General features: G+C 74.0%; 12 protein-coding genes. 10 read left to right on the top strand and 2 right to left on the bottom strand.

The window, feature by feature from the left end:
* Positions 1-575: 575 nt before the first annotated feature.
* Together RM540_RS15400 and RM540_RS15395 are read left to right on the top strand one after the other, a co-directional pair.
* Complete coding sequence (locus RM540_RS15400; protein ID WP_311665742.1) at positions 576-1241, top strand: PhoU domain-containing protein; 666 nt, start codon at positions 576-578, stop codon at positions 1239-1241.
* A gap of 13 nt (positions 1242-1254) precedes the next feature.
* On the top strand, positions 1255-2448 hold the full coding sequence (locus RM540_RS15395; RefSeq protein WP_311665740.1) for a Na/Pi symporter: 1194 nt from the start codon (positions 1255-1257) through the stop codon (positions 2446-2448).
* A gap of 224 nt (positions 2449-2672) precedes the next feature.
* Here the strand turns inward: RM540_RS15395 and RM540_RS15390 are convergent, their stop codons facing one another.
* Entirely contained in the window at positions 2673-3155 is a 483-nt protein-coding gene (locus RM540_RS15390) for a peptidylprolyl isomerase (RefSeq protein ID WP_311665738.1), read from the bottom strand.
* Positions 3156-3352: 197 nt separating this feature from the next.
* Entirely contained in the window at positions 3353-5413 is a 2061-nt protein-coding gene (locus tag RM540_RS15385) for an ABC transporter ATP-binding protein (protein WP_311665736.1), read from the bottom strand.
* Between RM540_RS15385 and RM540_RS15380 the strand changes: the two genes are divergently transcribed.
* The 8 genes from RM540_RS15380 to purM form a co-directional block, all read left to right on the top strand.
* Positions 5412-6920: a polysaccharide deacetylase family protein gene (locus RM540_RS15380; RefSeq protein WP_311665735.1), complete on the top strand. Its 1509-nt coding sequence runs from the start codon at positions 5412-5414 to the stop codon at positions 6918-6920. The two genes, RM540_RS15385 and RM540_RS15380, sit on opposite strands and share 2 nt — an antisense overlap.
* Before the next feature lie 155 nt (positions 6921-7075).
* Entirely contained in the window at positions 7076-9649 is a 2574-nt protein-coding gene (locus tag RM540_RS15375) for a PAS domain S-box protein (RefSeq protein WP_311665734.1), read from the top strand.
* Entirely contained in the window at positions 9646-10404 is a 759-nt protein-coding gene (locus tag RM540_RS15370) for a TIGR04282 family arsenosugar biosynthesis glycosyltransferase (RefSeq protein ID WP_311665732.1), read from the top strand. Before RM540_RS15375 ends, RM540_RS15370 begins: the two co-directional genes overlap by 4 nt.
* A 55-nt stretch (positions 10405-10459) precedes the next feature.
* A complete protein-coding gene (gene fbp / locus RM540_RS15365; RefSeq protein ID WP_311665730.1) occupies positions 10460-11575 on the top strand; it encodes a class 1 fructose-bisphosphatase in 1116 nt (371 codons plus the stop codon).
* A 269-nt stretch (positions 11576-11844) separates the two neighbouring features.
* Positions 11845-12354, top strand: coding sequence for a hypothetical protein (locus RM540_RS15360; protein ID WP_311665728.1), 510 nt, complete (start codon positions 11845-11847; stop codon positions 12352-12354).
* Positions 12355-12412: 58 nt separating this feature from the next.
* A complete protein-coding gene (locus RM540_RS15355; protein WP_311665726.1) occupies positions 12413-13168 on the top strand; it encodes a DUF2461 domain-containing protein in 756 nt (251 codons plus the stop codon).
* A gap of 425 nt (positions 13169-13593) precedes the next feature.
* Positions 13594-14388, top strand: a complete 795-nt coding sequence (locus RM540_RS15350) for an enoyl-CoA hydratase/isomerase family protein (RefSeq protein ID WP_311665724.1) — start codon at positions 13594-13596, stop codon at positions 14386-14388.
* Between the two features lie 252 nt (positions 14389-14640).
* Positions 14641-15637 (top strand): phosphoribosylformylglycinamidine cyclo-ligase (gene purM, locus RM540_RS15345; protein ID WP_311665722.1); only part of this gene is annotated, 997 nt, incomplete at its 3' end.

Below are 15637 nucleotides of genomic sequence, written 5' to 3'. Positions count from 1 at the left end.
GACTGGGGACTGGGGACTGGCGCGCGGGTCCGCGGCGCCCGTTTTGTTCCGCCCCGCCCGCGGGCCAGTGAGCAGCGGACGGCGAGCAGCGGGCGGGGCGGCTGCGTTGAGCACGTCGCCGTCCCGAGGCGGCGGCAGTTCCCCTCCTGGCCAGGAGGGGGTAGGGGTGGTTGTCGGGCGGGCGGGGCGGTCAGAGAAGGCGCCGCCCCGCCCGTCACCGCCCTGCCCAACCACCGGCACCCGTAGGGACACGACTCGTCGTGTCCGAAGCGGGCGGGGCAGTCATGAATGGCGCCGCGCCGTCCGATGCCACCCCGCCCCGCCCAGACGCTGCCCGACCTGGGCGGGGCGGGCGTGTCCCAATGCGGACACCATGCATGGTGTCCCTACGAATCCGGCCCGGTCCGTTTCCTGCGGGCGGGGCGGCCGCGTTGTGCCCGCTGCCCGCTGCCCGCTGCCCGCTGCCCGCTGCCCGCTGCCCCACGCAGACCGTGTCAAATACGCCGGCACCGGCGGCCCGTAACACTGGCGCAACACGCGGGCGGCACCTTCCCGCCGCCCCGCCCCCGGACCCCATGCAGTTTTTCAGCTTCATCACGGGCGCCAAGCCCCCGCTCATCGAGCGGAGCCTCCGCGACCTCGGCGCCATGCTCGACACGAGCGCGCGGATGTTCGAGGCCGCCACCGACGGCCTGCTGGACAACGAGCCCGTGGCCGTCGACCTCGCCGCGCTCGACGACGTGGTCAACGACCACGAGCAGGCCATCCGGCGGGCGGTCCTGGAGCACATCGCCGTCGACTCGCGCGCCGAGACCTCGCTGAGCCTGCTCCTCGTCTCGATCGTCCAGGACGCCGAGCGGTGCGGGGACCTCGCCAAGTCGATTGCCAAGGCGACCGACCTCGCCGACGCCCCGCGCATGGGCCGCCACGTCGAGGCGCTCCGGCCGGTCCGCGACCGCGTGCAGGCGACGTTCCCGCGCGTCCGCGAGGCGTTCATCCACGGCGACACGCGCGTGGCCCGGGCCGTCATGGAGGAGCACGACCGGACGAAGGCCGAGGTCGCCGGATTTCTCGCGCGCCTCGCCGCCGCCGACGACGTGAGCGCGAACCTCGCCGTCGTGCTCGCCGTCGGCTCCCGGATGATCGGGCGGACGTCGTCGCACCTCTCGAACATCATCTCCGCCGTCGCCCTCCCGTTCGACCAGGTCCGCAACGCGCCGACCTGGGACCCGAGCGCCTGACCGCCCCGCCCCTATGACGCCGACGACCGCCGACGCCGACGACCTCCCCCTCGACGCGGCCACGGCCCTCCCGCCGGTCGACCGCGCCGACGTCGACCCGGCCACGCCGCCGCCGGCCGACACCCCGCTCTGGCTCCGGCTCGTCGCGCTGGCCGCGGTGATGCTCCTGTTCGTCGTCGCCCTCGAAATGATGGGAGACGGGATCAAGGGGCTGGGTTCCGACTTTGCCGAGGGCCTGCTCCGCGCCACGTCAAACCCGCTCCTCGGGCTCGTCACCGGGATCGTCGTCACCAGCCTCGTCCAGTCGTCGTCGACGACCACGTCGCTCGTCGTGACGCTGGTGGCGACGGGCACGCTCTCGGTCCCCAACGCGATCCCCGTCATCATGGGCGCCAACATCGGGACGACGGTGACGAATACGATCGTCTCGATGGGCCACATCACGCAGCCCGACGAGTTCCGCCGCGCGATGGCCGGGGCGACGGTCCACGACTTTTTTAACTGGCTGAGCGTGGTCATCCTGCTCCCGCTGGAGCTCGCCTTCGGGCTCATCTCGCGGCCCGCGACCGCGCTCGCCGCCGCGCTCCCGGGCGTCGACTCGGCCCGGCCCGGCGACACGCCGTTCGAGGCCATCGCCGGGTTCGTGTCCGGCCTCCTGGGCGGCGTAGCGTGGCTGACGGCGCTCGTCGGCCTGCTCTTCCTGTTCGTCGCCCTCCGCTACCTCGTCGTCATCCTCAAGGGGTTCTTCCTGCGGCGGAGCGAGGGGGCGCTCGACAAGTACGTGTTCGGGAAGCCGCTCGTGGCCATGGCGTTCGGGTGCGTGCTCACGTTCCTCGTCCAGTCGTCGTCGATCACGACGAGCCTGGTCATCCCGCTCATCGGGGCCGGCGTGCTCACGGTCCGCCGCGTGTTCCCCTACATGCTGGGCTCGAACGTGGGCACGACGGCGACGGCGGTCCTGGCCGCGCTCATCGCGGTCGCGAGCAGCGAGCCCGAGGCGCAGGCCGGCCTCATCGTGGCCCTGTGCCACACGTTCTTCAACGTGTTCGGGATCGCGCTGATCTACCCGCTCCCGTTCCTCCGCGAGATCCCGATCCGCATGGCCGAGTTCGTGGGCGAGCTCGCGTTCAAGAACCGGGCGTACGCCGTGGCCTACCTCCTGGGCCTGTTCTACGCGCTCCCGCTGGCGCTGGAGTTCATTCTGTGAGGGCAACGGGCAGAGAGGGCGCCGCCCCGCCCGCGGCGTTTTGGGCGGGGCGGGCGGCGTAGGGACACCACGCGTGGTGTCCGCATCCGGGCGGTTCGGGCTGCCCACCCCGCCCCACTGCACCGGCGGGACGACCGACCGCCCCGCCCGACAAAAAAGACCCCCGCCGGGCCGGGGCCGGGCGGGGGAAAACCTGCGGGACGACGCCCGGCGGGCGGGGCGGTCTACTGCTTCTCGACCGTCACCTTGTCCATCGTGTCGCCCTGCTTGATGGAGTCGACCACGTCCTGGCCCTCGACGACCTTGCCGAAGACGGTGTGCTTGCCGTTGAGGTGCGGCTGCGGGTCGTGCGTGATGAAGAACTGGCTGCCGTTCGTGTTCGGGCCGGCGTTCGCCATCGAGATCACGCCCTTCTCGTGCGTGAGCGGGTTGCCCTTCGTCTCGTCCTCGAACTTGTAGCCCGGGCCGCCGGAGCCGGTCCCGGTGGGGTCGCCGCCCTGGACCATGAAGTTGGGGATCACGCGGTGGAACGTGAGCCCGTCGTAGAACCCGTCCTTCGCGAGCGTCACGAAGTTGTTGACGGTCTTGGGCGCGTGCTGCGCCATGAGGTCGAGGACGATGTCGCCCTTGGGCGTCGAGATCGTCGCGCGGTAGGTCGCGTCGGCGTCGATCGTCATCTCGGGCGGGGCGGAATACTGCTGAGCCATGTCGGGTAGGGTGGGGGAGAGGGGAGGCGGGCGTACGCGGGCGGCCGCGCGCAGGTCCGCCGGGCCACCCCGCCCGCCCGCGCCGGGCGGGGCTCGTGTCGCAGCGCCGGGCGGGGTGGCGGGCCGTTCGACACCGGGCCAGAACTCGCCGCCCCGCCCCCGGGAGGCGCGCGGGCGGGGCGGGGTGGAGGTCCGTGCTACGGCGTGAGCACGTCCGACGCCGCGCGTTCGAGGTCGAACTGGCGCGCGGCGAGGCGGGCGTAGAGGCCGCCCTGGGCCACGAGCGCGTCGTGCGTCCCGCGCTCGACCACGCGGCCGGCGTCGAGGACCAGGATGCGGTCGGCGTCGCGGACCGTCGCCAGGCGGTGGGCGATGACGAACGTGGTCCGCCCGCGCATGAGGACGGCGAGCGCGTCCTGGACGGCCGCCTCGGACTCGGCGTCGAGCGCGCTCGTGGCCTCGTCGAGGAGCAGGACCGGCGGGTCCTTCAGGAGCGCCCGCGCGATCGCGACCCGCTGGCGCTGGCCGCCCGAGAGCTTCACGCCGCGCTCGCCGACCTCGGTCGCGTAGCCGCCCGGCAGGCCGAGGATGAAGTCGTGCGCGTGGGCCGCGCGCGCCGCCTCCTCGACCTCCTCGACGGTCGCGTCGAGCCGGCCGTAGCGGATGTTCTCGAGGATCGACGTCCCGAACAGCTCGACGTCCTGGGCCACGACCGAGACGGCCTCGCGGAGGCTCCGCACGGTCACCTCGCGGACGTCGCGGCCGTCCACGAGGACTGCGCCGGCGTCGACGTCGTAGAACCGGGGGATGAGGTTGAGGAGCGTCGTCTTGCCCGCCCCGCTCGGCCCGACGAGCGCGACCGTCTCGCCGGGCGCGGCCTCCAGCGAGACGCCGCGCAGGATGGGCTCGTCTGGGTCGTACCCGAACCACGCGTCGCGGAAGGTGACCGCCCCGCGCACGCGGCCGAGCGGGGTGGCGCCCGGCGCGTCGGCGATGTCGGGCTCGGTGTCGAGCAGGTCGAACAGCCGCTCCGACGCCCCGGCCGCGCTCTGGAGCGACGTGTAGATCCGCCCCGCCCCGCCCACGGTCCGTGCGATGTTGAGGGCGTAGACGATGAACGCCACGAGGTCGCCGGCCGTGAGGCGCCCCGCGATCACCTCGCGCCCGCCGAACCAGAAGATGACCACGAGCGCCGTCATGAACAGGAGGCCGACCGAGCTCCAGAAGGCGGCCACGATCCACGCCCGCCGCTTGGCCGTCCCGAACAGGCTCTCGACGGCCGTCCCGTAGCGGTCGACCTCGTAGGCCTCGCGCGCGAACGCCTGCACCACGCGGACCGACGAGATGGCCTCCTCGGCGATCGCCGTCGTCTCGGCCAGCCGGTCCTGGATGGTCCGCGACAGCTTGCGCACGACGAGCCCGAACGACCGCATGGCGACGGCGACCGGCGGGACGACGGCGAAGACGACGAGCGAGAGCCGCCAGTTGAGGTAGAGCATGAGCCCGACCGACCCGACGAGCGTCAGCGTCAGGCGGAGGCTCTCGGCGAGGTCGCTCGTCGCCGCCGACTGCACCTTCGAGACGTCGTTCGTGAGCCGGCTCGTGATCTCGCCCGTCCGCTGGTCGGAGAAGAACCGGAGCCCGAGGCGGTGGAGCGACTCGTAGAGCGTCCGCCGGAGGTCGGTCACGACGCGCTCGCCGGTCCACTCCATGAGGTACGTGCCCCCGAACCCGAGCACCGCCTGGACGGCGAACAGCGCCAGGAGCCCGACGGCGAGCGTGTTGAGGAGCCCGCCGTCGGACGCCTCGAACACGCTGTCCAGGAGCCCCTTGAGCCCGAGCGGGACGACGAGCCCGGCCGCCGTCGAGAGCAGCGTGAGCACGATGGCCACGGCCAGCCGCCCCCTGTAGGGGCGCGCAAACTGGAGGATGCGGCCGAGCGAGGCGGTGAGCGGGACGCGGCGCCGGTCGTCGTCGGGGGCCGCGCCGTTGGCGGCGGGGGCGGGGTGTCGAGCCATGCCGGCCCAACGCGCCGGGGCGGGGCGGGGGTTCGGACGCGCCGTCTTCGGCGGCGGCGTAGCATGGCCGCCCCGCCCAGTGCCGCCCCGCCCGACGCCGCCCCGCCCGCCGATGGCGTCCGTAGGGACACGACTCGTCGTGTCCGGGGTGGGCGGGGCGGTCACGAACGTCGCCGCCCCGCCCGCCGTCGCCTCGACTGGGCCGCCCCGCCCAGATGCCGCGGCCCGACGGCGTTGCATGCAACGCCGCCCCGCCCGCGCACCCCGCCCCGTGACCGCCGCCCCGCTCCCCGTCTGCCTCGACGTCCCCGAGGGCGCCCGCCCGCTCGTGGCGTACGGGCTGGAGGAACTGCTGCGCGGCCTGGGCCTCCGCCCCGAGCCCGCCCGGCGCGGCGACGCCCGCCTCGTCGTGTCCGCGGGCGGGGCGGCCGGCGCCGGCGCGCTCGGCCTGACCCTGACACCCGAAGCCGCCGCCGCCCTGGCTGCGCCCCGCCCCGCCCGCACCGAGGCGCTCGGGTGGGTCGAGATCGACGCCGGCGGCGGCCCCGAGCGGTGGCCGCTCCCGGTCGGCCCGCCCGGCGACCGCCCCGCCCTAGGCCGCGGGGGCGGGGCGGACCTCGTGGCGTCGGCGGCGTGGTGGCTGGCCGGGCTCCAGGAAGCGGCGACGGCCGCGCGCGACGTGCACGGCCGGTTCCCCTACGGCGCCTCGCTCCAGGCCGCGCTGGGCGACGCGCCGGGCGGACCGCTCCGCCCCGCCGTCGACGCCTACCGGGCCGGGCTGGGCCACGCGCTCCGCCGCCTGGGCGTCAGCGTTCCGGGGCGAGCGTGGGGCGCGGGCGCGACGTGGGCCGTTGCCCTGACGCACGACCTCGACGGGCTCCGCACGCGGCGGCTCCGAGCGCTCGCCGGCGCGCTCGGGCGGGGCGGGGCGGGGTGGCTCCAGGCGGGGCGGCGGGCGCTGGGGCCGGACGTCCGGTGGCAGAGCGCGCTCGCCCTCCGCCGCCTCGCCCGCCGCCACGGCGCGCGGTCGACGTGGTTCGTAAAACCGGCGGCGTGGACGGCCGAAGACCTGCCGGCCGACCTGGGCGCGGCCCGCGTCCGCCGCTTCCTGCGCGGGCTCGAAGCCGAGGGCCACACGGTCGGGTGGCACCCGGGCTACGGCGCCCACGACCACCCCGCCCGGCTCCGCGCCGAGCGCGCTCGGTTCGCCGACGCGCTCGGCCACGCCCCGCGCCTCGCGCGGACGCACTTCCTGCGGTGGACGGATCCGACGACGCCGCGGCTCCTCGCGCGGGCGGGCGTCCAAATCGACAGCACGTTGGGCTTTTCGCAGCACGAGGGGTTCCGCCGGGGCACGTCGCACCCGTTCCGCGTGTTCGACGTCGAGGCCGGCCGCACGACAGACTTGTGGGAGATGCCGCTCGCCGTCATGGACACGACGCTCGCCGCGCACCGCGGTCTGGACGCCGAGGGCGCGGCGGCCGCGCTCGGCGCCGTGCTCGACGCCGCACGCCGGTCCGGCGGCTGCGCCGTCGTCCTGTGGCACAACGACCTCGGCGGCGACCCAGCGGGCGGGGCGGGGTGGTCCGCCCGGCTGTCCGCCCTCGACCACGCGGTCGGACGAGCGGAGGCCGCGGGCGCCGCCGTCGCCCCGCTCGACCGGCTCCTCGACGGGTGGCTCGGGCGGAGCGGTCAAAAAACGAGCGAGAACGCCGACACATCGGCGGCGGCACGGCGTTCTCTCTAGAGCACCCTTCGGGTGAGTACGGGGTACCGGGTACGAGGTACGGCCCGATCTGAGCTCAGCGCGCGCGTACCTCGTACCGAGTACCTCCCTGCACGTTGCTCTAGGCTCCGGCCGCCCCGCCCGCGCGCACCCCGCCCCGCCCCGCCCCCTCCCGCATGGGTTCGTCTGCCCCCTCCGCCCCCGACCTCCTCGACCGGCTCCCGCTCGGGGTCTCGGTCTACCGGCTCGACGACCCCGCCGACGCGCGCTCGCTCCGGCTCGTCTACGCCAACGCGGCGAGCGGGGCGGCCATCGGGCTCGACCCGACGCGCGAGGTGGGCCGCCGGCTCGTCGAGGTGCTCCCCGACATCGGCGAGACGGACGCCCTCGAACGCTACGCCGAGGTCGCGCGCACGGGCCGGCCGGCCAACCTCGGGCTCGTGACCTACGGCGACGACCGGGTGCCGGAGCGGACATTCCAGGTCGAGGCGGTCCCGCTCCCGGACCACCAGGTCGGCGTGGTGTTCGAGGACGTAAGCTCGCGGGCCGAGCTCCGGGCGCTCCGGGCCGCGCGCGGCGACCTCGCCCGCGAGGAGGCCCGCTACCGCTCGCTCATCGAGGCGACGGCGGCCATCGTCTGGGTCACGGCGCCCGACGGCACGTTCGTCGAGGACCAGCCGCAGTGGCGGGCCGTGACCGGGCAGACGACGGCGGAGCTGACAGGCGCGGGGTGGATCGATGCCGTCCACCCCGACGACCGGGCCGAGACGCTCGCCGCGTGGGAGGCGGCCGTGGCCGCCGGGACCCCGTACCAGGTCGAGCACCGGCTCCGCCTGGCCGACGGCGGCTACCGCTGGATGGCGGCCCGGGCCGCCCCGGTCCGCGGCGCGGGCGGGGCGGTCGTCGAGTGGGTCGGGATCCACGCCGACATCGAGGCCGAGCGGGCGGCGGCGGAGGAGCTGGCGGCCAGCGAGAGCCGGTTCCAGACGCTCTTCGACGCCATCAGCGACGTGGTCCTCGTGTACCCGCTCGGGCCGGACGGTCCCGAGCCGTTCGTCGCGTTCAACCAGGCGGCCGTCGACCTCTACGGGTACGCCGCCGACGAGCTCCGCGCGATGACCCCGGCCGACCTCGTCGACCCCCGGCGCGTCGACCTGCGCGCCGCGCTCGTCGAGCTCCGGCGGACGCGGCGGTCGACGTTCGAGTCAGTCCACCTCACGAAAGACGGCCGGCGCCTCCCGATGTCGACGAGCGCGCAGCTGGCCGAGTTCGACGGGCGCCTGTGCGTGATCGCCCTGTGCCGCGACGACACCGAGCGCCGCCAGTTCCGGCGCGAGCTGTCGCGGGCGAACCTGGGCCTCGAACGCGCCGTCGCCGAGCGGACGGCCCGGGCCGAGGCGTTCGCCGAGGACCTCAAGATCCTCCACCGGATCACGACCGTCGAGCACGACTCGCCGCAGGCCCGTTACGAGGCGTACCTCCGGGCGGGGTGCGAGATGTTCGACCTCCCCGTCGGCATCCTGTCCGCGACGCCTATCGACGAGGCGACCGACGAGCAGTTGTACCGGATCGAGGCGGTCGTCTCGCCCGACTCCGAGCTCGAGCCTGGGGTCACGGTCCCGCTCCGCGAGGCGTTCTGCGACGCGGTCATCGAGAGCGGCGAGACGGTCGTCTACGCCGACGCCCAGGAGGAGGCCCCGGACCACCCCGCCTGCGCCGGCCGCGGCCTGCGCGCCTTTATCGGGACCCCGCTCCGCGTCGACGGCGAGGTCGTGGGCACGCTCAACTTCGTCTCGCCGGAGCCGCGCGAGGGCGGGTTCAGCGCGGCCGAGCGCGACCTCGTCGAGGTCATGGCCGACGCCGTCGCCCGGCGGCTCTCGCTCGACCGCGCCGAGGCGGCCGAGACGGCGGCCCGCGAGCGGTACCGCTCGATCGTCGACACCGTCGAGGCCGGCGTCGTCGTGGTCGACGCCCAGGCCCGCGTCGTCGTGTCGAACCCGTCGGCCCGCGCGTTTCTCGGGCTCTCCGACGACGGCGAGGACCGCCCCGCCCGCTGGCCCGTGGTCGACGAGGGCGGGGCGGCGATCGCGGACGACGACCTCCCCGAGCGCACGGTGCTCCGCACCGGCGAGCCCGTCCGCGGCAGGGTGCAAGGCATCACCCCGCCCGGCCAGCCCACGCGGTGGTACCGCGTCAACGCGACGCCCATCGACGAGGACCACGACGGCCGGCCCGACGCCGTCGTCGTCTCGTTCCTCGACGTGACCGACTACCGCGAGGCGCTCCTCGACGCCCGGCGCTCGCAGGGCCTCCTCCGCTCGGTCCTCATCGCCTCGCCCGACGGCGTGATGGCGTTCCGGTCCGTCCGCGACGACGGCGGCCACATCGTCGACTTTGAGTGGACGCTGGCCAACCCGCGCGCGTCCGAGATCGTGGGCCGCGACGTGGCGGACCTCGTGGGGCGCCGGCTGCTCGACGTGCTCCCCGGCAACCGCGACGCGGGCCTGTTCGACGCCTACGTGGGCGTGGTCGAGACGGGCGCCCGCTACGAGACCGTCGTCCCGTACGCCCACGACGGCCTGGACGCGTCGTTCCGGCTCGTGGCCGTCCCGCTCCCCACCGACGACGGGTTCACGGTTACGTTCGCCGACGTGGTCGAGGGCCACGTCGTCGACGAGGCGCCGGGGGTGGCCCTCGACGTGTTCGACGTGAGCGGGCCGCGCCCGGACCGCGCGGGCGGGGTGGCGTGACTGACCGCCCCGCCCCGCCCTCGGCGTCCGCCCCGCCCGATTCGTCTGGCCCTGTGCCGTCGGGCGGGGCGGGGCGGTCGGCGCTCCTCGTGTTCGCGAAGGTGCCCGAGGCCGGGCGCGTCAAGACGCGGCTGTGCCCGCCGCTCGCGCCCGAGGAGGCGGCCGCGCTCTACGACGCCTTCCTCCGCGACGCGCTCGACCGCTACGCCGCGCTCGGGGCCGCGCCCGGCGGCCCGGCCGTCCGGCTCTACCTGACCGGCGCGGCGCGCGAGCCGGCCGGCCTGGTCCCGCCCGGCGTGAGCGTGCACCCGCAGCGCGGCCGGGACCTGGGCGAGCGGATGCTCCGGGCGTTCGTCGAGACGTTCGCGGCCGGCTACGGCCGCGCCGTCGTCGTGGGGACCGACCACCCGACGCTCCCCGACGCCTTTTTCGGGCTCGCCTTCGAGGCCCTGGAGGACCCGATGACGGCCGTTATCGGTCCCTCTAGCGACGGCGGCTACTACCTCCTCGGGCTCAACGAGGTCACGGCCGACCTGTTCGACATGGCCTACAGCCACGACGCCGTCTTCGAGGACACGCTCGCGCGCGTGATGGACAACGACCTCACGCCCGTCGTCCTCCCCGCCCACTACGACGTCGACGACGGCGACGCGCTCGACCGCCTGGTCGCCGAGTGGCGGGGCGGGGCGGAGGTCGGGCCGCGGACGGCGCGGCTCCTCCAAACCCTGGCCGGGCAGGACCGGATCGGGGCGTAGCTTCTAGCGAACGTTCGCTCTCGCCTGAAGCCCCTTCTCCCGACCCCCTCCGCGCATGGACTCCCCGACGCCCGCCACCCCGCCCACGGCCCCGACGACAGACGGGCACTCCTCGAACGGCCTCGGCGGCGGCACGCTCGCGACGGGCGGCGGCGCGCTCAAGACGCTCGAGCAGTTCATCATCGAGCGCGAGGCCGACGCGCCGGGCTCGAAGGGCCAGTTCTCGCGGCTCCTCCGCGACATCGTCGTCGCCGCCAAGATCGTCGACCGCGACGTGCGCAAAGCGGGCTTGGTCGACCTCTTCGGCGACACGGGCGACGTGAACGTGCAGGGCGAGGTCCAGAAAAAGCTGGACCTCTTGGCCCACGAGGAGTTCGTCCGCGCGCTCCGTCGGGGCGGGGAGGTCTGCCTCATCGGGTCCGAGGAGCACGCCGAGGCCATCCCGCTCCTCTTCGAGGACTGCCAGGGCAAGTACGTCGTGCTCTTCGACCCGCTCGACGGGTCCTCGAACGTCGACGTCAACGTGTCGATCGGGACCATCTTCTCGATCTACCGCATCCCCGACGACCACGTCGGCCGGGTCACGATGGCGAGCGCGCTCCAGTCGGGGCGGAAGCAGGTGGCGGCCGGCTACGTCGTCTACGGCTCGTCGACGGTCCTCGTGTACACGACCGGGAACGGGGTCAACGGGTTCACGCTCGACCCGTCGATCGGCGAGTTCCTGCTCTCGCACCCCGGCATCCGCACGCCCGAGCGCGGCCGGATGTACTCGGTCAACGAGGGCAACTACAACTCGTGGGAGGACGGCCTCAAGGAGTACATCAAGTGGATGCAGACCGAGGCCCCCGACGACACGCCGCCCCGCCCCTACACGACGCGCTACATCGGCTCGTTCGTGGCCGACTTCCACCGGAACCTGATGAAGGGCGGCGTCTACATCTACCCGGCCAACGCGCGCAACCCGAACGGGAAGCTCCGGCTGATGTACGAGGCCAACCCGATGGCCCTGATCGTCGAGCAGGCCGGCGGCCGCGCCGAGACCGGCCACGGCCCGATCCTGGACGTCGAGCCCGGGGCGCTCCACGACCGCTGCCCGGTCTACATCGGGAGCCGCGACATGGTCGACGACGCCATCGGGTTCCTCTCGGGCGAACGGACGAGCGACGGGTAGCGAGCGACGCGCAGCGCGGGCGGGGCGGCGTCCCACACCGCCCAAGGCCGCGAGCGGGGCGGGGCGGGGTGGCGGGAAGAAGCGCCCAATCTCAGCGCCCGCACCCCGCCCAGGAATCTTCTGGGGCGGGCGCGGGTTGGTGGGCGTGTCGAGCCTGACACGACTCCCGCCCCGCCCGGGGCGGTTCTTTCCCCCCGCCGTACCTCTCTGTGGTCTGTTCTGGACCGCGAGAAACGGAGCCCGACGCCCATTCTCCTACACCCACTCCCATGCGCCTTTTCCTCCTGGCTACCGCTCTCCTCTTCACCGCCTCTGTCGCCGACGCCCAGATTCAGCAGGACGTCATCCAGGTCGGCGGGACGGGGAACCTCTCGATTGAGCCTGAATTCGCCTTTGGGCTAGCGCCCGTCGTCGGCTACTTCATCACGGACAACATCGAGGTAGGCGGAAACCCCCGGCTCGCGACCGACTTCAGCGATTTCTTCAACGCGACCATCAGCGCCTTCGGCAACTACTACCCGACGGGCGGGACGGACACGAACACCTACCCGTTCATCGGCGCCAACCTCGGCGTGAACGTGGGCGACGGCGGTGGCGGCATCGGGATCGGCGGCCAGGCGGGCGTCCAGCGGTTCATCTCGGACACCGCGGCCCTCACGCTCGCCGTGCGCGCGACGACGGACGACGACTTCGACGAGGTGACTCTCCTCGCAGAGGCCGGGTTCTCGATCTTCATCAACCGGGGCGCCGCTGAGGACGTGATCGAGTCCATCGACTAGGTCCAACGGGTTAGGCTCACCGGCCGAACCTTGGCGGGCGGGGCGGGGTAGCTCGGGCATGACGCCCGACGCTGCCCCGCCCTCCGCGTTTGACGCGGCCGTCCCGTTCCGCCGCCCCGCCCCGCTCAGCCTCACGTTCGAGGGCTTCCCGGACGAGGCGTTCGAGGCGCTGGAGAGGCTCCGCGCCGAGCCGCACATCGGCCGGTACCGCGAAGAGAAAGAGGTCCTGGACCGGGCCGTCACGGCCCCGTTCAAGCGCTACCGCGACGACCTCGCGGTCAACTGGGTGCTCCCGAACGGGCTCCCCTTCGAGACCGAGCGGAACGTGTTCAGCCGCATCCTGAAAAACGACTTCGGGCGGGGCGGCTCGCACAGCCACCTCTGGATGTCGTTCTACCGGACGGGCCGGAAGCGGCTCGCGGACGTCCAGCTCAGCCACGCCGTCCACCCCGACGCCTTCCGCTGGGGCATCTACGTGGGCGAGTACGCCGGCGAGGTGTTCCGGGCGGCCCGGTCGCGCATGGAGGCGCAGCCGGCGGAGGCGCTCGCGCTCGTCAACGCGCTCATCGGGCGGGGCTACCGGCTCGCGTTCGCACCCCACGTGACGAAGCCCGAGGGCCACCCCGAGCACGACGAGCCGCTCGACGCGCTGCCTGACGGGCTCCTCAAGGCCAAGGGCATTTGGCTCATGCGCCGCATCCCGCGCGCCGAGGCGCAGGCGCTCGGCCCGGACCTCGTCGGCGCCGCGATCGACGCGCAGGAGGAGCTGTGGCCGCTCTACCGCTTCTGGACGGGGGCGGGGGGGGACGGGTGACGAGTTACGGGTGATGAGTGATGAGCAATCCGCCGCGAGGCCGGCGCCTGAGCAGACGGCCCCGCCCCAACGCGCCGAGGCTCGGGTTGACGGGGCGGGGTGGCGCGAGCCGACCGCCCCGCCCCGTCGCCGCTGCGCCCCGCCCCGCCCCAGCGCGCTGAGGCTTGTGTCGGCGGGGCGGGGTGGAGGGTCGGACAGCGTATCACCTTGCCTGACGTCGCCCCGCCCGGTGGGCGGCCGCCGACTGCCCCTTTGCCACCGCCCGGACGCTGCGGCCCGGCGGCGTTGCATGCAACGCCGCTACGCCGGCCGCCCCGCCCTCGCGCATTGCGGGCGGGGCGGCGCATTTCGCCGCCCGCTGAGGCGTGGGTTGACACCGACGGGCGGGGCGGGCACCTTTCCCACTCTCCACTCTCCACTCTCCTGTGCTTCAGTCCTCCCGCTCCGGCCCCGTCCTCACGCTCACGCTCGACCGCTCCGACAAGCGGAACGCGCTCGACGCCGCTCTCGTCGGCGCGCTCACCGACGCGCTCCGGGGCGCCGGCGCCGACCCGTCCGTCCGCGTCGTGGTGCTGACGGGGGCGGGGCGGGCGTTCTCGGCCGGCGCCGACCTGGCGGCCCTGGAGGCGCTCCAGACGGCGAGCGCCGAGGCCAACTTGGCCGACTCCGAGCACCTCGCGCGCCTGTTCGAGACCATCTACACGTTGCCGAAGCCGGTCGTGGCGCGCGTCAACGGGCACGCGATCGCGGGCGGGTGTGGGCTCGCCGCCGTCTGCGATTTCTCCCTCGTGGCCGAGGGCGCCAAGCTCGGGTTCACGGAAACGAGAATCGGGTTCGTGCCGGCGATCGTGTCCGTGTTCGTCGTGCGCAAGCTGGGCGAGGCGGCGGCACGGGACCTCCTGCTCCGCGGCCACTTGGTCGACGCCGCCGAGGCGGCCCGGATCGGGCTCGTCACGCGCGCCGTCGCCCCGGACGCACTCGACGCCGAGACCGACGCGCTCTGCGCCGAGCTGGCGACGGAGACGAGCGCGAGCGCCGTCGCCCTCACCAAGCGGCTCCTGGCCGATGTGCCCTCGATGGGGCTGGCCGAGGGGCTGAGCTATGCCTCCCGCCTCAACGCGCTCGCGCGGTCGACGGGCGACTGCCGCGCCGGCGTCGCCGCCTTCCTCGGCAAGACCGCCCCGCCATGGAAGGCCGGTGGGGCAGTAGAGGATCAGTAGGTCAGTTGAAGATCAGTGGCTCGGTAGAAGATCAGTGAGTCAGTGGGGGAGCCGCAGGGTGGCCGTTGCGCCTGGCGCTGAGCGGGGCGGCGCTGTGGACAACTCCCGGACAACGCGCCGCCCCGCCCCTGGCGCCACGCGGGCGGGGTGGGCACCTTGACCCACCGACCCACCGACCCACCGACCCACCGACCCACCGACCCACCGACCCACCGACCCGCCGGTACCTTCCGCTCTCACCGCAGCACAGGCATGGCAACGTACAAAGAGGCCGGGGTCGACATTGACGCGGGCGAGGAGGCCGTCCGGCGGATCTCGGACCACGTCCGGGGCACGTTCACGCCCGGCGTGCTCACCGACGTCGGCGCGTTCGGCGGGCTGTTCGCGCTGGCCCAGGAGGGCGTGCGCGACCCCGTGCTCGTGTCGTCGATGGACGGCGTGGGGACGAAGCTGAAGGTGGCTCAGCGCGTGGACCGCCACGAGACGGTGGGCGAGGACCTCGTCAACCACTGCGTCAACGACATCGCGGTCTGCGGGGCGCGGCCGCTGTTCTTCCTCGACTACTTCGCCGCCGGCGTCCTCAAGCCGGACGTGGTCGAGGCCGTCGTCAAGGGGTTCGCCAAGGCGTGCCGCGAGAACGGGTGCGCGCTCATCGGCGGCGAGACGGCCGAGATGCCCGACCTCTACAAGGCCGGCGACTACGACCTCGCCGGGACCGTCGTGGGCGTCGTCGAGCGCGACGCGATCGTTGACGGCTCCGCCATCGAGGCCGGTGACGTCCTGCTCGGGCTGCCCTCGACCGGCCTCCACACGAACGGCTACAGCCTGGCCCGGAAGGTCCTGTTCGACCGCTTCGTCGCCGCCGACACGCCGGACGTGCTGGGCGGGGTGACGGTCGGCGAGGCGCTCCTGCGCGTCCACAAAAGCTACCTCGACGCCATCCAGGCCCTCATCGCCGAGGGGCTCGCGCACGGCTTCGCGCACGTCACCGGGGGCGGCCTCGTGGGCAACACCGAGCGCGTCCTGCCCGACAGCCTCGCCCTCGACGTGGACTGGGACGCCTGGAGCCGCCCCGCCCTGTTCCGCCTGATCCAGGAGACCGGCGAGGTGCCCGAGGACGACATGCGGCGGACGTTCAACCTGGGCGTCGGGCTCGTGGCCGTCGTGCCGTCCGACGCCCGCGCGCGGGCGCTCGCCGTGCTCGGGGCGCTCGGCGAGCCGGCCTTCGAGATCGGCCGCGTGGTGGAGG

The organism is Rubrivirga litoralis (assembly GCF_031846415.1).
Taxonomy (GTDB): Bacteria; Bacteroidota; Rhodothermia; order Rhodothermales; family Rubricoccaceae; genus Rubrivirga; species Rubrivirga litoralis.
This window is presented reverse-complemented; position numbering and strand designations above follow the sequence as displayed.